This is a genomic window from Rugamonas fusca (assembly GCF_014042365.1).
GTDB classification, from domain to species: Bacteria; Pseudomonadota; Gammaproteobacteria; order Burkholderiales; family Burkholderiaceae_D; genus Rugamonas; species Rugamonas fusca.
Map to the genome: position 1 here is coordinate 113652 of NZ_JACEZS010000009.1, position 18359 is coordinate 132010.

The 18359-nt window shown below is 67.8% G+C and carries 15 protein-coding genes; 9 read left to right on the plus strand and 6 right to left on the minus strand.

The genetic code is table 11. From position 1 onward, the window contains the following. Positions 1–99: 99 nt before the first annotated feature. Both fdhF and H3H36_RS12285 read right to left on the minus strand, forming a co-directional pair. Positions 100–2766, minus strand: a complete 2667-nt coding sequence (fdhF, locus tag H3H36_RS12280; RefSeq protein ID WP_182217896.1) for a formate dehydrogenase subunit alpha — start codon at positions 2764–2766, stop codon at positions 100–102. Beyond that, a complete protein-coding gene (locus H3H36_RS12285) occupies positions 2754–4214 on the minus strand; it encodes an NADH-ubiquinone oxidoreductase-F iron-sulfur binding region domain-containing protein (RefSeq protein ID WP_182217898.1) in 1461 nt (486 codons plus the stop codon). Before H3H36_RS12285 ends, fdhF begins: the two co-directional genes overlap by 13 nt. A 212-nt stretch (positions 4215–4426) precedes the next feature. On the opposite strand from H3H36_RS12285, the gene H3H36_RS12290 reads away from it, so the two are divergent. Together H3H36_RS12290 and phbB are read left to right on the plus strand one after the other, a co-directional pair. Further along, positions 4427–4888 (plus strand): hemerythrin domain-containing protein, encoded by a 462-nt coding sequence (locus H3H36_RS12290; RefSeq protein WP_182217901.1) that lies wholly within the window; start codon positions 4427–4429, stop codon positions 4886–4888. Positions 4889–5075: 187 nt separating this feature from the next. Further along, positions 5076–5798 (plus strand): acetoacetyl-CoA reductase, encoded by a 723-nt coding sequence (gene phbB / locus H3H36_RS12295; protein ID WP_182217904.1) that lies wholly within the window; start codon positions 5076–5078, stop codon positions 5796–5798. Positions 5799–5855: 57 nt separating this feature from the next. On the opposite strand, the gene H3H36_RS12300 is transcribed toward phbB, so the two are convergent. Next, positions 5856–7196, minus strand: a complete 1341-nt coding sequence (locus H3H36_RS12300) for an erythromycin esterase family protein (protein WP_182217907.1) — start codon at positions 7194–7196, stop codon at positions 5856–5858. Positions 7197–7467: 271 nt separating this feature from the next. Then, the gene (locus H3H36_RS12305) at positions 7468–7695 is read right to left on the minus strand and encodes a hypothetical protein (protein WP_182217909.1); all 228 of its coding nucleotides are present in this window, start codon (positions 7693–7695) and stop codon (positions 7468–7470) included. 355 nt (positions 7696–8050) lie between these two features. Between H3H36_RS12305 and H3H36_RS12310 the strand changes: the two genes are divergently transcribed. From H3H36_RS12310 to H3H36_RS12330, 5 genes are all read left to right on the plus strand, one after another. After that, positions 8051–9838 (plus strand): adenosylcobalamin-dependent ribonucleoside-diphosphate reductase, encoded by a 1788-nt coding sequence (locus tag H3H36_RS12310; RefSeq protein WP_182217911.1) that lies wholly within the window; start codon positions 8051–8053, stop codon positions 9836–9838. A gap of 98 nt (positions 9839–9936) precedes the next feature. After that, complete coding sequence (locus tag H3H36_RS12315) at positions 9937–10788, plus strand: creatininase family protein (RefSeq protein ID WP_229219877.1); 852 nt, start codon at positions 9937–9939, stop codon at positions 10786–10788. Between the two features lie 52 nt (positions 10789–10840). After that, positions 10841–12133, plus strand: coding sequence for a YVTN family beta-propeller repeat protein (locus tag H3H36_RS12320; RefSeq protein WP_182217913.1), 1293 nt, complete (start codon positions 10841–10843; stop codon positions 12131–12133). A gap of 63 nt (positions 12134–12196) precedes the next feature. Further along, positions 12197–12784, plus strand: coding sequence for a cysteine dioxygenase family protein (locus H3H36_RS12325; protein ID WP_182217915.1), 588 nt, complete (start codon positions 12197–12199; stop codon positions 12782–12784). 10 nt (positions 12785–12794) lie between these two features. Continuing rightward, complete coding sequence (locus H3H36_RS12330) at positions 12795–13718, plus strand: substrate-binding periplasmic protein (RefSeq protein ID WP_182217918.1); 924 nt, start codon at positions 12795–12797, stop codon at positions 13716–13718. Between the two features lie 98 nt (positions 13719–13816). Here H3H36_RS12330 and H3H36_RS12335 read toward each other — a convergent pair whose 3' ends face one another. After that, positions 13817–14656, minus strand: coding sequence for an HDOD domain-containing protein (locus tag H3H36_RS12335; protein WP_182217920.1), 840 nt, complete (start codon positions 14654–14656; stop codon positions 13817–13819). A gap of 94 nt (positions 14657–14750) precedes the next feature. Continuing rightward, on the minus strand, positions 14751–16040 hold the full coding sequence (locus tag H3H36_RS12340; RefSeq protein ID WP_182217922.1) for a D-amino acid dehydrogenase: 1290 nt from the start codon (positions 16038–16040) through the stop codon (positions 14751–14753). A gap of 103 nt (positions 16041–16143) precedes the next feature. On the opposite strand from H3H36_RS12340, the gene H3H36_RS12345 reads away from it, so the two are divergent. Both H3H36_RS12345 and H3H36_RS12350 read left to right on the plus strand, forming a co-directional pair. Beyond that, positions 16144–16638, plus strand: a complete 495-nt coding sequence (locus H3H36_RS12345; RefSeq protein ID WP_182157284.1) for an Lrp/AsnC ligand binding domain-containing protein — start codon at positions 16144–16146, stop codon at positions 16636–16638. An 86-nt stretch (positions 16639–16724) separates the two neighbouring features. After that, positions 16725–18311 carry a hypothetical protein gene (locus tag H3H36_RS12350; RefSeq protein WP_182218092.1) on the plus strand — a complete coding sequence of 529 codons (1587 nt, stop codon included), beginning with the start codon at positions 16725–16727 and terminating at the stop codon, positions 18309–18311. The last annotated feature ends 48 nt before the right edge of the window (positions 18312–18359 follow it).

Below are 18359 nucleotides of genomic sequence, written 5' to 3' on the forward strand. Positions count from 1 at the left end.
TGTTAACAAGCTTATCCACAGAAGCTGTTAACAAGCCCGAGCGAAGCCGCAGGCGAAAACCAGCCGGCCGGGCCGGACCAGGTCCGCCACGCCGGCCGTTCATGCCGGCGTAATGCGGACCGCCGTCACCTTGTACTCGGGCGTGTGCACCAGCCGGTCGCGGTGCGGCGACGTGAGCTGGTTCACGTGCAGGTCGGGCCGGTGGAAAGTGGTGAACAGTTCGCCCGGTTTGACGCGGGGGCTGATCCGCAGCGGCAGTTCCACTTCGCCGTAGCGGCTGCGCACCCGCACGCGCATGCCGTCGGCCAGGCCCAGGCGGGTGGCGTCGGCGGCCGCCATGTCGAGCACGTCGCTGGCCTGCAACTGCGCGTTGGCGCCGCGGTAGGTCATGGTGCCGGCGTTGAAGTGGTACAGGCCGCGCCCCGTCACCAGCGCGAACGGGTAGTCAGGATCGCACTGTTCGGGCGTGGCCACGAACGGGATCTGCGCCAGCCGCGCGCGCGTGGCGCCGGCGAAGCTGGCGCCATGCAGGACGGGTGTGCCGGGATGGGCGTTGTCATCGCGCTGGGGGCAGGGCCAGTGCAGGCTTTCCGCTTCCAGCCGGCGGTAGCTCAGGCCGGAGCCGGCCGGCCACACGGCCCGCACTTCGTCCCAGATCGCTTGCGGCCCGTCGAAGCTGAAGCCTTGGGCGTGGCCCATGCGCCGCGCCAGTTGCTGGATGATCCACCAGTCCGGGCGCGCGTCGCCGGGCGGCGGGACGGCTGCGCGCACGCGCTGCACGCGGCGGTCCGAATTCATGAAGGTGCCGTCGCGCTCGAACACGCTGGCGGCGGGGAAGAATACGGTGCCGAACGCGCGCGCCGTCTCGTTGAGGAATAGGTCCTGCACGATCACGCAGTCGAGCTGGCCCAAGGCCTGCGCGCTGGCGTGCTGGTTGGCCATCGACATGTAGATGTCGTAGCCGAAGGCCCACAGCGCTTTTACCTGGCCGGCCGCCGCGCCATCGAGCATCTGCATCAGGTCCAGGCCTTGCGTGGTGGGCAGGGCGCCGCCCCAGGTGGATTCGAACACGGCGCGGGCCTGCGCGATCGGCTGCGATCCTGTCAGCGTGGCCGGCTCGCAGCCCATCTGCGCCGAGCCTTGCACGTTGTTCTGGCCGCGCAGCGGGTTGATGCCGCTGCCGGCGCGTCCCAGGTTGCCCGTCAACAGCGCCAGGTTAATCAGCGTCATCACGCCTTCCGTGCCCTGCGTGTGTTCCGTCATGCCCAGGCCGTGGAAGCACATGGCCGGCGCGCTGCCGGCATATAGTCGTGCGGCGGCGCGGATGTCGGCCGCGTCCACGCCGCACTGTGCGCTGACCGCTTCCGGCGCGTACGCGCGCGCGAAGGCGGCGAATTCGTCCAGGCCATCCACGCGTTGCGCCACGAAGTCCGCATCCACCAGGCCTTCTTCGATGATGGTGGCGGCCATGGCGTTGAACAGCAGGACGTTGGCGCCGGGCCGCACGGCCAGGTGGAGCTGCGCGTATTCGGCCAGTTCCGTGCGGCGCGGGTCGACCACGATCAGCGCCGCGCCCTTCAACACGGCCTGCTTGATGCGGGCGCCGACGATGGGATGGTTCTCGGTGGGATTGCAGCCGCACAGCAGGAAGCAGCGGGTCTGTTCGATATCGTTGAAGGCGTTGGTGGCCGCGCCCGTGCCCAGCATGGTCTTGAGCGCCTTGGCCGACGGCGTGTGGCACACGCGCGCGCAGCAGTCGACGTTGTTGGTGCCGATGACCATGCGCGCGAACTTCTGCGCCAGGTAGTTTTCCTCGTTGGTGGCGCGGGCCGAACCGAGTACGCCGATGGCGTCCGCGCCGTGCTGGTCGCGGATGCGCAGCAGGGTGGCGGCCGTATGGTCCAAGGCCTCGTCCCAGCTCGCGGCGCGCCAGCCATCGCCCTCGCGCAGCATGGGCGTGGTGACGCGGTCCGGCGCGTGGTTGTATTCGTACGCATAGCGGCCCTTGACGCACAGGTGGCCGTGGTTGACCGGATGCTCGGCCGGCCGCACGGCCACCACCTTGCCATCGCGGCTGCCCACGTCCATCTGGCAGCCGACGCCGCAATAGACGCAGGTGCTGCGCGTCCATTGCGTGGCCGCCGTCGCCGCGCCGTCGCGGTCGAAGATGGCGCCGGTGGGGCAGGTGTCGGCGCAGGCGCCGCAGGACACGCAGCCGCTGTCGATCAGCGAACCGCCCAGCGCACTGCCCACGTGGCTGCGTTCGCCGCGCTGCCAGACCTGCCACACGAACTGTCCCTGCAGCTCGTCGCAGATGCGCACGCAGCGGTTGCACGAGATGCAGCGGTCCATGGCCACACCGAGCCGGGGATGGCTGTCGTCGGCATAGCGTTGCTGCCACGGTGCGTCGCCCGCCGCCACGCCGTAGCGGGCCAGCAGCCGGTGGAAGGGACGCTCCGGCTCCGCTGCCACGGCGGCGGCCGGGTAGCGTGCCGCCAGCAGCGACAGGTTGGTGTGACGTAGCGCCTCGATGGCCGGTGTGGCCGTGCGCACGGCCATGCCTTCGGTGACGACGGTGGTGCAGCTGGACACGGGGCGCGGCTCGCCTTCGATCTCCACCACGCACATGCGGCACGCGCCCGATGGCTGGACGCGGTCGTCGTGGCACAAGTGGGGAATGTCGCGCCGGGCCGCCAGCAGCACGTGCAGCAGCGTGTCGCCAGCTTGCGCCGTGTGCGGCACGCCGTCGATGGTCAGTTGAAGCATGATGCCAGCTCCTCGGGATAGTGGCGGGCGATCGATTGCGCGAATTCGGCCAGGCCCCGGCCATGCCCGCACAGGCTGGTGGCGGCCAGCGCCTCGACCAGCGCGCGCCAGCGCTGGCCGTCGCCGCGCTGGCCGGCCGCCGCCTGCGCGGCCATGCGCGCCAGCTCCGGGCTGCCCAGGTGGCAGGGCGTGCATTTGCCGCACGATTCAAGTGCGCCGAAGCGGAACACGTGGGCCACCAGTTCCGCGATGGAGGTGGCGTCCGTCACGGCCAGCACGCCGCCATGGCCGACGGCGCCGCCGGCGGCCTGCATGGCGCCATAGTCGAGCAGGGTGTCGAATTGCGACGGCGGCAGCAGGCCGGCCAGCGGCCCGCCCACCATGATGCCTGTCAGCCGGCCGCGCCGCACGCCCTGGCCCAGCATCTCCACGATGGTGCGCAGGCTGATGCCGAATTCCACTTCGTACAGGCCGGGCCGGCGGAACAGGGAACTGAGCGAGAGCAGCTTGGTGCCGGTGCTGTCGGCCGTGCCCAGCGCCGCGTAGCGCGCCGCGCCGTGCGCCATGATCCACGGGATGGCGCACAGCGTTTCCACATTGTTGACCAGGGTCGGTACGCCGTGCAGGCCACGGTCCGTGATCTGCGGCGGCCGCAGCCGCGCTTCCGGGCGCCGGCCTTCGATCGCGTTGAGCATGGCGGTCTCTTCGCCGCACAGGTAGCTGCCGTGGCCGACCACCAGTTCCAGGTCGAAGCATTGGTCCGAGCCGGCGGCCCGCTGCCCCAGCCAGCCGGCCGCGTAGGCCTGGGCCAGCGCATCGCGCAGCACGGCGGCGGCGCCATCGTATTCCTGGCGCAGGTAGATGATGCCGTGGCTGGCGCCCACCGTCGTGCCGGCGATCAGCATCGCTTCGATCAGGCGGAACGGATCGGCCTCCATCAGCATGCGGTCGCTGAAGGCGCCGGGGTCGCCTTCGTCGGCGTTGGCGACCACGTACTTGCTGGCCGTGTCGTGCTGCACCACCTTGCGCCATTTGGCGCCGGTCGGATAGCCGGCGCCGCCCCGGCCGCGCAAGCCCGATTCGTCCAGTGTCCGCAGCACGGCCTGCGGCCCCAGCGCCAGGGCCTGGCGCAAGCCGGCGCCGCCACCGCCAGCCTGATACTGTTCCAGGTGACGCACGCCGCCGGCCAGCACATTGCCCAGCAAGACGGTTTCCTCCGCGTGCACTTCGCAGTAGGGCGGGGTGGTGTTGCCATGGGTGGCCGGGGCCTGGTAGCACTGGCCCAGGCAGAACACGGGCGCCGGATCGTGCGCCATCCTGGCCCAGCGCACCGGATCGGCCGCGCGCGCCAGAAAGCAGGCCAGGCCCTGGCAGGCCTTGCCCTGCAATCCGACGTGCTCCAGGTGGTAGAAGCTGTGCGCCGCAAGATCGCGATGGATGGGTATCATAAAGGGCCCCGTCTATGATTATGTCGCCAGCCTACGCGGTTGGCGTGCCAATTTGGCTGATCCAGATCAAATTTATTCTAGTAAATAATTGACAATGGCTAGCCGCTTGCAACTTGACGCGCCGGCCCAGTGTCGTACCGGCGCTGGCTTATAATGGCGGCTCGCAACGGCCACGCCGTCCAACAACACTCTCATCAAGCAAGCCACCACACATGCAAACCCCCTTCGTCTGGACCGACCTGTTCAAGCTGGGCCTGGCCCCCATGGACGACACCCATGCGGAATTCGTGCAACTGGTGGCCGAGATGGAAGGCGCTGACGATGCGCAATTCGTGGCTGTGTTCGAGCGCTTCGTCGCCCATGCGGAGGCCCACTTCGCCCAGGAAAAGCAGTGGATGGAGGACAGCGCCTTTCCCCCGCGCGACTGCCACATCCAGGAACACGCGCGCGTGCTGCACGCCCTGTACGAAGTGCGGCCCGTGCTCAACACCGGCCGCATCGACGTGGGCCGCTCGCTGGTGCAGGCCTTGCGCGAATGGTTTCCCAACCATGCCGATTTCATGGACGCGTCGCTGGCCCAGTGGATGGTCAAGCGCCAGGCCGGCGGCAAGCCCGTGGTGCTCAAGCGCGGCGTGGCCCAGAGCGTGCCTGCCGACAACACCGAAGTAGCCTGACGCGGCCATGGCGCGCCAGCGGCGCAGCGCTATTGCGCGCCGGCCTGATCTGCGTCACTTGTACGCTGGCGTACGCGCCGCAACAGGTTCAGAATAGCTACTCGGTTCGCCGTTCCAGCGGCGGGCCAGCGTCTTCATCATGACCCTGTCACCGCGCGGCGACGCGCCCACTACAAGGAGAACTGAGATGCAAAGACTAGCATTGGTGACCGGCGGCACCCGTGGCCTGGGACAAGCCATTTCGCTCGCGCTCAAGGCGGCGGGGCACCGCGTGGCGGCCGTCTATCACGACAACGCGGAGGCGGCGCAAGCGTTTTCGCAATTGTCCGGCATCCCCGTGTTTCACTGGGACGTGTCAGTGTATGCGTCCTGCGGGCTGGGCGTGGCCGAGGTCGAGCACGAACTGGGGCCGATCGACATCCTGGTCAACAACGCCGGCATTACCGACGATGCCGTCATGCACAAGATGACGCCCGAGCAGTGGTGGAACGTCATCAACACCAACCTCGGTTCCATGTTCAACATGACCCGCCATGTGCTGGAAGGCATGCGCGAGCGCCAGTACGGCCGCATCATCAACATCAGTTCCATCAACGGCGAGAAGGGCCAGATCGGCCAGGCCAACTACGCGGCGGCCAAGGCCGGCATCCTCGGCTTCACCAAGGCGCTGGCGCTCGAGTGCGCGCGCAAGCACATCACGGTCAACGCCATCGCGCCCGGCTATTGCGATACCTCGATGGTGGCCAAGGTGGCGCCGGACGTGCTGCACACCATCGTTGACGCCATTCCCGTGGGCCGGCTGGGTACGCCCGATGAGATCGGCCGCGCCGTCGCCTTCCTGGCCGACGAAGGATCGGGCTTCATCACGGGCGCCACGCTGGACGTGAATGGCGGGCAGTACCTCGGTTAGCGACGCGGGTAGCGGAAGGGGCGGGCCGCCGTGCCTGGCCCCGCCGCGGTGCGGCCGCTACACGCCGGCCGGGAAGGTTTCCGGCGCCTCGCCCGGTTCCGGCTGGCGGGCGCCCTCGGGGCCATCCAGCGGCGTAAGCGCGTGGCTGGTATCGATGTGCAGCACGGCGTCGAACTGTTCGGCCAGGCGGGCCGTCAGATAATGGCTGTGCAGTTCCGTGGCCGGCTGGTAGATCACGCCGATGGCGCGCTGCAGGTGCTCCCTGGGCAGCAGGTGGCCGGCGCCGCCTTCGCCGTGCAGCGGCAGCAGCATGCGTTCCACGCCGGTCCGGTGCAGCAGGGCTTCGTAGCTGTCGGCATGGGCCGGCCGCACCTGCATGGTTTCCCACGCGCCATTCCAGCTGGAGGCGGCCGTCACGGTGCCCTGGTAGGTGCTTATGCCGACCGCATACACCTGTTTGTCGTACAGCTGGCGCACCAGCTGGCCCACGTTCCACTGGCCCTGTTCGGCTGCGTCCGTGGCACGCGCGTCGCCCAGGTGCGAGTTGTGGGCCCACACGACGATGCGGGCCGCCTCGCCATTGCGGTGCGACAGGTAATGCTCGAGCGCTTCCAGCGTCATCGTCATGTGGCGGTCGCGCACGTTCCATGACGCCACCCGGTCCTGGAACATGATGCGGTAATACTGCTCGGCGTTGGCCACCAGGCTGGCGTTCTGCTGCGCGTAGAAGAAGGCGTCGCTGCCTTCGGCGTCCGCGTGGTGCAGGTAGTGCGCGCCCTGGCGGTGCATGTCGCGCAGTTGCGCCAGCACGGCCAGTTCGCACGACGGGCTCAAGCCCAGGCCGGCCGCGTAGCCGTAATCCTGGCTGTCGTGGCGGTAGCGGTCGAAGCAGGCGTAGCGCTGGCGGGCCCGTTCGGCCGCCGCCGGGTCGGTCTGGTCCAGGTAGTGCAGCACGGCTTCGATGGAGGCGAACATGCTGTACAGGTCCAGGCCGTAGAAGCCGACCGGATGGGCGCCCGGCAGCAGCGCGCTGTTGTAGTCGCGCAGCCAGTCCACCAGGTCCGCCGTTTCCGAATTGCGCCACATCCAGGTGGGGAAACGCTTGAAACCGGCCAGCGCGCTTTCGGCGTCCGCGTCATCGCTGCAGCCGCGCAGGTAGCGGTGCACGCGGTAGGCGTCGGGCCAGTCGGCCTCGACGGCGACGGCGGAGAAATTGCATTCGCTGATCAGCCGTTGCGTGATGCGCGCGCGTTCGTGGTAGAACTCTTGCGTGCCGTGGGTACACTCGCCCAGCAGGACGATGCGCGCCTCGCCTATCCGTTCCAGCAAGCCGTCGTAATCGCCTTCCTCGCCGCTGATGATGTGGGCACAGGAAGCGATAGCCTGGATGTTGCTCATGATGTTCTCCCGCTGGCAAAGCTCAGCTTGCACGCTCAGCTTGCACAATAAGACCAGAGGCGGTCTGGCGCAGCCGGGAAATGTGACGCAAATCAGGTGCTTGCGTAAAACCGCCCATGCCCCATTCTACGCCGCCATGCGTGACAAGGGCCAGCGCGCAACGTGGTTGTGCGGCGGCAGGGAAAGATGCGGAAAATTCACATGCTTTCTGATCTAGGTCAAACGCGGTGCTGCGCGCCGGGCTGGCCGCGCCCACAATGAAGCAACGGTATCAGTTCAGCGTGCGGCGGGCCTGTATCCAGCGGTGGATGTCTTCCCGCACCAGCACATCGCGACTGGCATCGAGCACGTATTTGTAGCCCTGGAACAGGAAGTCGTCGTTGGCATCGCAACCGAGTGCGCGGGCGCCGTGGATCTCCACCGGCGCGGCGCCGGACAGGGGGCATTCGCGCAATAATTGCTGCAATGAGGGTTGGGCGTTCGATGATGTCGTATGCATGGCTGGCTGCTCGCGTAGGTGAGAAATCAACGGGCTGACGGCTTCACAATATCACCGCCCATCACGCGTGGAAATAGCGGCACGATAGAAAGCGGCAGTAAAAAAATCATGGGTTTTTTGATGACGATCAAAGTTCAAAAATGCATGTGACAGGCGTGTTTTGCGCCGACGGAAAACAGTCGTTTAGATTCATCGGTTTAGGGTGGAAAGCGCAGACAACACCTGACATGACGCGCGGCGATGTTGCGTGACGATTAGCAACAGCCGGTGGCGCGCAGGCCGTTGCGCTGCGACGGAAATGCAACGTTTATTTTATCGATGCACCAGTTTGAATCATCTTCCCAGGGAGCATGCCATGAACGATCATCATTTGACGGAACCTATCGCAGCCATGGTGTGGCGGGCCCGTTATGGCGGCGGGCCGGACGGCGACGCCAACGTCCAGGCCAGCTGGTCCCGGGTGGCGCTGGCCCTGGCGGCGCCCGAGGCGCGCGACCGCGACGCGTGGCGCGCCCGCTTTGAACAGGTGCTCACGCAGTTCCGCTTCCTGCCTGGCGGACGCATCCTGGCCGGCGCCGGCCGCACCCATGGCGCCACGCTGTTCAACTGTTTCGCCTCCGGCACCTTGCCCGATGCGCTGGACGGCATCTTCTCCGCGTTGGGCGAGGCGGTGGTCACGCTGCAGGCCGGCGGCGGCGTCGGTTGCGACTTCTCGCCCGTGCGCCCGGCCGGCGCGCGCGCCGAGCGCAGCGGCAATACGGCGGCCGGCCCGCTGGCCTTCATGCGCGTGTGGGACGCGGCGGCCAGCGCGCTGTCCCAGCCGGGCGGACGCGGGCCGGCCATGCTGGCGGCCCTGCGTTGCGACCATCCCGATATTGAAGCGTTCATCGACGCCAAGCGCGGCGGCACGCTCAGCCATTTCAACCTGTCCGTGCTGGTCACCGATGAATTCATGCGCGCCGTGGAGGAAGATGGCCCATGGTCGCTGGTGTTCCCGGCCAGCGGCCACGCGCCGGTGGCGGACCTGCCTGTCTGCGAGCGGGTCTGGTCCGGCACGGATGCGCCCCAGCCATGCCAGGTGTGGGCCACGCTGCCGGCGCGCGCCTTGTGGCAACGGTTGTTGCGGGCCGCGTTCGACAGCGGCGAGCCGGGCGTGATCTTCATCGACCACGTGCAGCGCGCCAACAACCTGCGCGGCCATGAGCAGATCGCCGTGTGCAACCCGTGCGGCGAAGTGCCGCTGCCGCCGCATGGCGCCTGCAACCTCGGTTCGCTCAACCTGACCCAGTTCGTGCACGAGCCGTTCGGCCAGCATCCCAAGCTGGACCTGGCCGCGTTGGCCGACGCGGCCACGGTGGCCACCCGCATGCTCGACAATGTGTATGACGTGTCGGCCTGGCCGCTCAAGGCCCAGTCCACCGTGGCCCATGCCACGCGCCGGCTGGGCTTGGGCATCACGGGACTGGGCGATGCGCTGGCCATGCTGGGCGTGCGTTATGGCGACGATCACGCGCTGGAACTGGCCGACGTCATCATGCGCACGGTCAGCCATGCGGCCTACCGGGCCTCGATCGCGCTGGCCGATGAGCGCGGCGCGTTCCCGGCCTACGACGCGGCCAGCTACCTGGGCAGCGATTTCATCCAGACGCTGCCGCCAGAGTTGATCGACAGTATCTGGAAGCACGGCATCCGCAACAGCCACCTGACGGCGCTGGCGCCGGCCGGCGGCATCAGCGTGCTGGCCAACAATGTGTCGAGCGGGGTGGAGCCCATCTTCGCGTTGCGCCAGCAGCGCACCATGCGCCGCGACGATGGCAGCCGGCACACGGTGGACGCCGCCGATTATGCGTGGACGCTGTTCCGGCGCCTGCACGGGCAAGGCGCGCCGCTGCCGCCGGCGCTGGTCGAGGCGTGCGACATCGATCCGCTGCGCCAGTTGCAGATGGTGTCGCGGTTGCAGGCCCACGTGGACCAGGGCATCTCGAAGACGCTCAACCTGGCGCCCGGCACCAGCTTCGCGGAATTCGAATCGCTGTACATGGAGGCGTGGCAGCTGGGCTTGAAGGGTTGCACCGTGTACCGGCCGGAGGCGGCCATCGGCGACGCGCCACTGCGCATGGCCGAGACGGGGTGTGGCGGCTGAGGCGCGGGTGTGCCCGGAATGGCACGATGGCGGGCCCGGCAGTGCGTCCGGGACAAACAGCTATTTCGATTCTGGGCATTTCAAGCGATAATCGAGTCATGCCAGCAATTATCGCCTTCCTCCGCCTGTCCGTTCCGCCGTTGCGCCGTTCGTCCCCGCCATTGTTTCGCGCCCCGGCCTTGATGCTGGCGCTGGCCGCCTGCGCGGGCGCGCATGCGGGGCCTGCCAGCGTCTACCTGGAACAAATGACGTCGCCCGAACTGCGCGAGCGCATCGCGGCCGGCGCCAGCACCGTGCTGGTGCCCGTGGGCGGCACGGAGCAGAGCGGCCCCTACATCGTGCTGGGCAAGCACAATGGCCGCGCGCACCTGCTGGCCGGCCGGATCGCCGAACGGCTGGGCAACGCCGTCGTCGCACCGACGGTCAGCTACGTCCCGGAAGGCAGCATCCGGCCGCCGGCCGCCCACATGCGCTACGCCGGCACCATCTCCATTCCCGACAGCGCGTTCGACGCCATGCTCGACGCCACAGCGCGCAGCCTGTGCCAGCACGGCTTGCGCCAGGTGGTGCTGCTGGGCGACCATGGCGGCTACCAGAAGAACCTGGAGCGCGTGGCGCAGCACGTGAACAAGGCCGGCGACGCCGGCTGCCACGTCTATGCGCCGCCCGAGTATTACCAGGCCGCGTCGGAAGGCTTTGGGGCGCTGCTGCGCAAGCGCGGCTACAGCGCCGCCGAAATCGGCGCCCACGCGGGGCTGGCCGACGTGTCGCTCAGCCTCGCGCTCGACCCGGCTCAGGTGCGCAGCGCCGCGCTGGCCCATGGTCCCACGCCCGGCGATGGCGTGGCCGGCGATCCGCGCCGCGCCAGCGCCGAGCTGGGCCAGTTGGGCGTGCAGCAGATTATCGAGGCCACGGTGGGGGCGATCAAACGCTTGCCGCCGGCCCATTGAATACCGCATATTGAACGCATATTGAACTAACTGTTTATCGAGGAAACCCAGGATGCATTTACCTGTCAAACACACCGCACGCATTCCCGCCCGCCTGGGCCTGGCCGCGCTGGCCATTGCTGCCATCGGCGGCGAGGCCGGCGTGTACGCCGCCACCCAGGCCAATTCGTCGGCCCCGGCCGGCCCTGCGGCATCGTCCGCACCGGCGACCGTGGCCGGCATGCCGCCCGTGGTCGATGCCAGCAACCTGTACAGCGAAACCGGCTCCAGCCACGTGAGCGCTGCCGTCAAGGGCGACCTGGAACGCATCTACGTGCCCAACCTGCGCTCGAACGACGTCAGCGTGATCGACCCGTCCAGCATGAAAGTGGTGGACCGCTTCAAGGTAGGCCGCGCGCCGCAGCACATCGTGCCGTCGTGGGACTTGCGCACGCTGTGGGTGGCCAACAACGCCGAGCGCTATGACGACGGCAGCCTGACCCCGATCGATCCGCGCACCGGCAAGCCTGGCGCGGCCATCAAGGTCGACGATCCCTACAACCTGTACTTTTCGCCCGACGGCAAATCGGCCATCGTGGTGGCCGAAGCCAAGCACCGGCTGGACTTCCGCGATCCGCGCACGCTGGCGCTGCAGTATTCGATCGAGACGCCCAAGTGCGGCGGCATCAACCATGCCGACTTCTCGATGGATGGCAGCTACGCGCTGTTCACCTGCGAATTCGACGGCAGCCTGGTCAAGATCGACCTGGTCAACCGCAGCGTGCTCGGCTACCTGAAGCTGAACATGCCGGCTACCCGCTACAAGGACGTGCCGACCCTGGCCGGCCCCGGCGCCACGGAAATCTGCAGCTCGAAGAAGGGCATGCCACAGGACATACGCATCTCGCCTGACGGCAAGCGCTTCTACGTGGCCGACATGGAGGCGGACGGCGTGCACGTGGTCGATGGCGCCACCTTCAAGGAGACGGGCTTCATTGCCACCGGCGTGGCCGCGCACGGCCTGTACCCCAGCCGCGACGGCAAGAGCCTGTACGTGGCCAACCGCGGTTCGCACAAGATCCACGGCCCGCGCAACGGCAAGGGCAGCGTGACGGTGATCGATTTCGCCAGCGGCAAGATCACGGCGCAGTGGCCGATTCCCGGCGGCGGCAGCCCGGACATGGGCAACGTGAGCGTGGACGGCAAGTCGCTGTGGCTGTCGGGCCGCTATGACGACGTGGTGTATCGCATCAACACGGAAACGGGCGCCGTGGCCAAGGTCAAGGTGGGCCAGGAGCCGCACGGCCTGACCGTGTGGCCGCTGCCGGGCCGTTATTCGCTGGGCCATACGGGCAACCTGCGTTAATCGCATCGCATCGCCCCGCCGGCGCCAGTTGGCGGGGCATGGCGAAACTGGGGAGGGTAGGGCATGCAAGCAAGCGAGCAATCGTGTGACCCGGCCGGCCTGCCGGCGCCACTGCGGCGCTGCGTGGACGGTTTCACGGCGCTGGCCGACGCCGGCGCTACCGAGCAGGAATTCGTGCAGCAGGGCGGCGCGCTGCTGGCCGCGCTGGTGGCCCGCGACGACTGGCTGCCGCCAGCCCAGGCCCGGCCCGATCCCCTGTATTACCGGCAATACCTGCTGTACCGCGATCCGGCCGCGCGCTTTTCCATCGTCAGCTTCGTGTGGGGGCCGGGGCAGCACACACCCGTCCACAATCACACGGTGTGGGGCTTGATCGGCATGCTGCGCGGCGCGGAGACGGCCCAGGATTTCGCGTTCGCGGCCGATGGCAGCCTGGCCCCGAGCGGCCCGCCGCAGCGGCTGGCGCCGGGCGCCGTGGCCGCTGTGTCGCCCACGCTGGGCGATATCCACCAGGTGCGCAACGCCCATGATGACCGGGTCTCGATCAGCATCCACGTGTATGGCGCCGACATCGGGGCGGTGGACCGCGCCGTGTTCGCGCCTGATGGCACGGCCAAGCCGTTCCGCTCCGGCTATTCCGTGCCCGACTGAGGTCGCGCTCATGCGTGCCCATGGCTTGCCTGTCGTGTCGCGCGGTATGCTGGCGCGGCTGGCGGCCGCGGCATGCGCCGCCCTGGCCGCGCCGGCACTGGCGGCCACCATCCTGTTTCCCCGTCCCTTGCTGGAAAACGATCCGCAGACCGACTATCCTGTCGCGCTGCTGCGGCTGGCGCTGGAAAAATCCGCGACCCCGTATGAACTGAAATTCGCCCCCGTCGTCATGACCCAGGACCGCGTGCTGCTGGAAATCGCCAAGGGCGATGGCGGGGTCGATATCATCGCCACCATGACCAGCCAGGAGCGCGAGAGCAAGATGCTGGCCGTGCGCATCCCCATCGACAAGGGGCTCTATGGCTGGCGCATTCCGCTGGTGCGGGGCGATCGCCAGGAGTTGTTCGCCGGCGTGCGCGACCTGGCGGGGCTGCGCAAGCTGCGCAGCGGGCAGGGACACGACTGGCCGGACACGGGCATCCTGCGCGGCAATGGCGTGCCGGTGTCGGCCAACTCCAGCTACGAGGCGCTGTTCAGCATGCTGTCGGCCGGCCGGATCGATTATTTTCCCCGCGCCGTGATCGAGATCGGGCCCGAGGCCGCCGCCCATCCGGGCCTGGCCATCGACCGCTACATCGCCATTCATTACCCGACGGCGCTGTATTACTTCGTCAACCGCAACAACGTCCAGCTGGCCGACGCCGTCAAGCGGGGACTGGAGGCGGCCATCGCGGATGGCTCGTTCGAACGGCTGTTCAACCAGCGTTTCGGCGCCGCCTTGCGCGCGGCGCGGCTGGACCAGCGGCGCGTGATCGAATTGGTCAATCCGCTGCTGCCGGACGGCCTGCCGCAGGAACACCGGGAATGGTGGCTGGCGCCGGCGGCGGCCCCGCACGCCAGGCCGGGCGCCAGGGCGCAGCGCCGGGCGCACTGAAGGTTAGGCAGCGGGCGTGCTGAAGCCGAAGCGCCACGCGCGCTGAAGCCGACGCGCCAGACGCTTCAGCAGCGGCCGCGCTCCGGACTGGCCGTGCGTCAGACCAGCAGCGCCGCGCTCATGGCGGCCGCGTCGATCTCCGACTCTTCCAGCATGGACTTGAGCTTGTCCTCATCGATGAACAGGTCGATGGCCGAATCGGAATGGGGCGGGATTTCGCGCTGCGGGCCGGCCAGCGGCGATGGCACGGGCGACAGGTGGTTGGCCAGCAGCAGCGTGTCGAGCAGGTTGTCGGGCGGGATGGACAGGAAGCCGTCGCGCAGGCCTTCGATGGCTTCGGCCACCGGCTCCGGGATGCTCAACTTGTGCATCACTTCGCGCGTGATGATCTCCTCGCTGGCCGGCTGCCAGTTTTCGGGATCGTCTTCGAGCAGGCCGGGGAATTCGTCGGCCCGCGACAGCAGGTAGAAGCCGCCCACCTCGTGCACGATGGCCGCGAACAGCGCCGTGTCGGGATTCACGCCCGTCACCTGGCGCGCGATGATGCGGGCCAGCGCGGCCACGTGGATCGTGTGGTCCCACAGCTGCTCGGCCTTGGCGCGCACTTCCGGATCGGTGATCTTGCTGCCGAACTGGCGCACCACCATGGCGGCGGCCAGCGCGTACAGGTTGTGGTAGCCGATGCGGATGATGGCGCCGCGCACGTTGGTGATGGCCGGCGCACCGCTGCGGTTGAACATGGCGGAGTTGGCGATCGCCACCGTGCGCGCGGCCAGGATGGGCTCGGCCAGCACCAGGCTGATGGCCTTGTCGATCGGACATTCGGGATCGTCCAGCGCCAGTTGCACGCGGAGCGCCGCGTTGACGCTGGTGGGGAACACCAGTTCGCCACGAATGGCCAGGGCAGCGATATGCCCGAAAGCTTCCAGTTTATTCATGTCGAAATTATACGCATGCCCGCGTCCAATCTCAACGCAAGGATGGGCCGAGGCCGTCCTCTAAAAGCGACGGTCCCGGCGTGCCTGTTTTGCCTCAGGCGTTGACCAGCTCCGGCTGGCGTGGGGCGTCCTGGCGGCTGTAGCGGCCCACGGACAGGTCGTCGGCCCGGATCGCGGGGCGGCGGGACGAAATGATATCGGCCAGCAGCTGGGCCGAGCCGCAGGACATGGTCCAGCCCAGCGTGCCGTGGCCCGTGTTGAGGTAGAGGTTGCGCAGGCCGGTGCGGCCGACCACGGGCGTGCCGTCCGGCGTCATGGGCCGCAGGCCGGTCCAGAAGGTGGCGGCGGCCGTGTCGCCGGCGCCGGGGAACAGGTCGTTGACGACCATTTCCAGCGTCTCGCGGCGGCGCGGGTTCAGATGGAGGTTGTAGCCGGCGATTTCGGCCATGCCGCCCACGCGGATGCGGTCCTCGAAGCGGGTGACGGCGATCTTGTAGGTTTCGTCCAGGATGGTCGAGGTGGGCGCGGCGCCGCCATCGACGATGGGCACCGTGATCGAATAGCCCTTGAGCGGATAGACGGGAATCTCGACCAGGTTCTTCAACAGCGTGGTCGAATAGGCGCCCAGCGCCACCACGTAGGAGTCGGCCCGCACGGTCTCGGCGCCGCACTGCACGCCCGCGATGGCGCCAGCGGCCACGGTCAGGCCCGTGATGTCGACGTTGTAGCGGAACTTGACGCCCAGTTCCTGGGCCATGGCCGTCAGGCGGGTGGTGAACAGCTGGCAGTCGCCCGTCTCGTCGTTGGGCAGGCGCAGGCCGCCCACCAGCTTGTGGCGCGAGGCGGCCAGGCCAGGTTCGGCGTGCACCAGCTGGTCGCCGGTCAGCAGCTGGAACGGCACGCCCGTTTCCTCCAGCACGCGGATATCCTTGGCCGCGTCGTCGAGCTGCTTCTGGGTGCGGAACAGCTGGGTCGTGCCTTGCTGGCGGCCTTCGTATTCGATGCCGGTGGCCGCGCGCAGGGCCTTGAAGCAATCGCGGCTGTATTCAGCCAGGCGCACCATGCGTTCCTTGTTCACGGCGTAGCGCTCGGGCGTGCAGTTGCGCAGCATCTGCCACATCCATTGCAGCTGGAACTTGGTGCCGTCGGGCGTGATGGACAGCGGCGCGTGGCGCTGCACCATCCATTTCATGGCCTTCAGCGGGATGCCGGGAGCGGCCCAGGGGGACGCGTAGCCGGGCGAGATTTGCCCGGCGTTAGCGAAACTGGTTTCCAGCGCGGGGCCGGGTTGGCGGTCGAGTACCGTGACATCGTGGCCGGCCTGGGCCAGATAGTAGGCGCTGGTCACGCCGATCACACCGCTGCCGAGAATAACGACTTTCATAAAGCTGTCCCCATGTTTTTGGATTGCGCCAGATATATTGCTATGGTATTGTCGTTTGACTAGTAATTGTTACTGTATAACGATAGAAATTTAGTGGATATTCATGCGTACACAGAAGGAATCCGTCCGCAGCCTGGACAAGCTGGACCGCAAGATCTTGCGCATCCTGCAGGACGATGGCCGCATTTCGATGAAGGATTTGAGCGAGCAGGTGGGCCTGTCGATCACGCCGGCCATCGAGCGCGTCAAGCGCATGGAGCGCGACGGCGTGATCACCGGCTACCACGCGCGCATCTCGCCGCCGGCGCTGGGGGCCAAGCTGCTGGTGTTCGTGGAGATCACCCTGAACCAGAAATCGGCCTCCGTGTTCGAGCAATTCCGGCGCGAAGTGCTGCGCATTCCGGAGGTGCAGGAATGCCACCTGGTGTCGGGCGATTTCGATTACCTGATCAAGGCCCGCATCCATGAAATGGCCGAGTACCGCAAGCTGCTCGGTGAAATGCTGCTGCAACTGCCCGGCGCGGCCCAGTCGAAAAGCTATGTCGTGATGGAGGAGATCAAGGAGACGCTGGTGCTGTCGACGGAAGTGCCCCAATAACGTGGCCTCGTGCCGATCCGGCGGCCCGCGCTTCAGGTAGAATCGCGGCATGGCACCCGTTATGGAATGGAGCAGCCGTGAACAGCATGCATGAAGGCGCCGCTGGCGCCGAGTCCCACCACGAGCATATTGTCGCCGTGCGCACCCTGGACGAGCATCTGTCGTCCGACCAGAGCTTCAGCTCCGCCTACGCGCGCACCCTGGGCGCGCTGGCCGCCGCCGACGGCGCCGTCACCCTGGCGCAATTTGCCGCCGTCACCGAGATCGCCGGCGAGGGCAAGGCTTCCGCCGTCTTTACCGCTTTGGTGCTGAACGCCATCGAATCGGGCGTCAGCGTGGACTGGGCCTACGCCGCACTGGGCCGCGCCGGCGCCGGCACGCCCCAGCCGGCGCGCGACGCCGCCTTTTCCATGGCCATCCCCTTGCTGGCGCTGCTGGGCGCGAACGCGCGTCCGCTGGCGCAGCGGCTGGCCAAGGCGCTTAATGTCAAACCCACGTTCGAGGAGCTGGACGGCTTGCCGCCGGAAGAGGAACGCGGCTTGCTGGCCAGCCTGGGCGAACAGGCGCGCAGGTTGATCAAGGGCCGCACGCTGGCCGACGCCGTGGCCGACTTTGGCCGCAGCTCCGGGCAGCCGGCCCTGATCGAACATGCCCGCGACTACCAGGCCGGCGTGATCGGGCTCGATGCGCTGCGTGAACACGTGGGCGCGGCCACGCGCGCCATCAGCCAGGATATCGCCTCCTACATGGACCATGCGGAATCGATGGCGGCCGGCGAGGCGGGCGCGGAGGCCGTGGCCACGGCCGCGCAGGAGATGCGCCACCAAGTGGTGCAGCGGCTGACCCTGATCGACGCCCGCATCGCGCACGAACGCTCGCTGCTGCTGGAGGAAATCGACGACGCCGTGCATGACGCGGGCAATGCCATCGAGCTGGCCATCGCCGAGCGGCTGCGCGCGGACCAGTGGAAGGACGTCGACGTGTGGGACAGCATAGGCCGCAACCAGTTCGGGCAGGAGATGGAGCGGCGGCTGGACCGCCTGGTGCGGCGCAAGGAACAGGCCCTGCACCTGCTGCAGGAGGACTTGCGGCTGTTCCAGTCGGCCATGCGGCTTAGCCAAACCACCGTGTTCCAGCGGCAGCACCACTCGGCCCTGGCCAGGCTGATGCCGCGTTTGCGGCTCGGCACGCGCATTGCCAACGGGGTCGATACGGCGGCCAATGTCACGCTGGTCAGCGGCGCCGTGGCGGCGGCCGGCACGGGTACGGCCGCTTATCTGTTCGGCGCGGCCGTCGTACTGCCGGTGCTGGTGCCGGTGGCGCCGTTCGTCGGCGGCGCCGTGCTGCTGGCGGGCGCCGTCAAATGGTTCAGCGACGGCGGCAAGCGCAAGCGCATGGAAATCCGCGACAAGCGCGCCGCGTTCGAAGCGGAATTGCGCAAGCAGTTGCGCGAGGCCGAGCTATCGTTCAACGCCCAGCTCGACCTGGTGGCGGACGGCTTTCACGAATCGGCGCTGCAACTGCTCACGCCCACCTTACTGGAAGCGGAAGCGGCCAGCCGCGTGGCCGGCATGCGGCTGCGCATCGCCGACCGCGCCATCGCCCAGGCCCAGACCGCCATCCACCAGCTCGACGCCGAACTCGCCGCGCCCGTCCCCCAACCCCGGACGTAACAAGGTATTTCCGCAAAAGAAAATCGGGGACGTAACACCATTTTTCCG

Excerpts from the sequence above, each read along its gene's own strand:
- fdhF (WP_182217896.1), bottom strand. The coding sequence starts at position 2,766 with ATGCTTCAACTGACCATCGACGGCGTGCCGCACACGGCGCAAGCTGGC.
- H3H36_RS12345 (WP_182157284.1), top strand. The coding sequence starts at position 16,144 with ATGCGTACACAGAAGGAATCCGTCCGCAGCCTGGACAAGCTGGACCGC.
- H3H36_RS12290 (WP_182217901.1), top strand. The coding sequence starts at position 4,427 with ATGCAAACCCCCTTCGTCTGGACCGACCTGTTCAAGCTGGGCCTGGCC.
- phbB (WP_182217904.1), top strand. The coding sequence starts at position 5,076 with ATGCAAAGACTAGCATTGGTGACCGGCGGCACCCGTGGCCTGGGACAA.
- H3H36_RS12350 (WP_182218092.1), top strand. The coding sequence starts at position 16,725 with ATGCATGAAGGCGCCGCTGGCGCCGAGTCCCACCACGAGCATATTGTC.
- H3H36_RS12325 (WP_182217915.1), top strand. The coding sequence starts at position 12,197 with ATGCAAGCAAGCGAGCAATCGTGTGACCCGGCCGGCCTGCCGGCGCCA.
- H3H36_RS12330 (WP_182217918.1), top strand. The coding sequence starts at position 12,795 with ATGCGTGCCCATGGCTTGCCTGTCGTGTCGCGCGGTATGCTGGCGCGG.
- H3H36_RS12335 (WP_182217920.1), bottom strand. The coding sequence starts at position 14,656 with ATGAATAAACTGGAAGCTTTCGGGCATATCGCTGCCCTGGCCATTCGT.
- H3H36_RS12300 (WP_182217907.1), bottom strand. The coding sequence starts at position 7,196 with ATGAGCAACATCCAGGCTATCGCTTCCTGTGCCCACATCATCAGCGGC.
- H3H36_RS12305 (WP_182217909.1), bottom strand. The coding sequence starts at position 7,695 with ATGCATACGACATCATCGAACGCCCAACCCTCATTGCAGCAATTATTG.
- H3H36_RS12340 (WP_182217922.1), bottom strand. The coding sequence starts at position 16,040 with ATGAAAGTCGTTATTCTCGGCAGCGGTGTGATCGGCGTGACCAGCGCC.
- H3H36_RS12315 (WP_229219877.1), top strand. The coding sequence starts at position 9,937 with ATGCCAGCAATTATCGCCTTCCTCCGCCTGTCCGTTCCGCCGTTGCGC.
- H3H36_RS12310 (WP_182217911.1), top strand. The coding sequence starts at position 8,051 with ATGAACGATCATCATTTGACGGAACCTATCGCAGCCATGGTGTGGCGG.
- H3H36_RS12320 (WP_182217913.1), top strand. The coding sequence starts at position 10,841 with ATGCATTTACCTGTCAAACACACCGCACGCATTCCCGCCCGCCTGGGC.
- H3H36_RS12285 (WP_182217898.1), bottom strand. The coding sequence starts at position 4,214 with ATGATACCCATCCATCGCGATCTTGCGGCGCACAGCTTCTACCACCTG.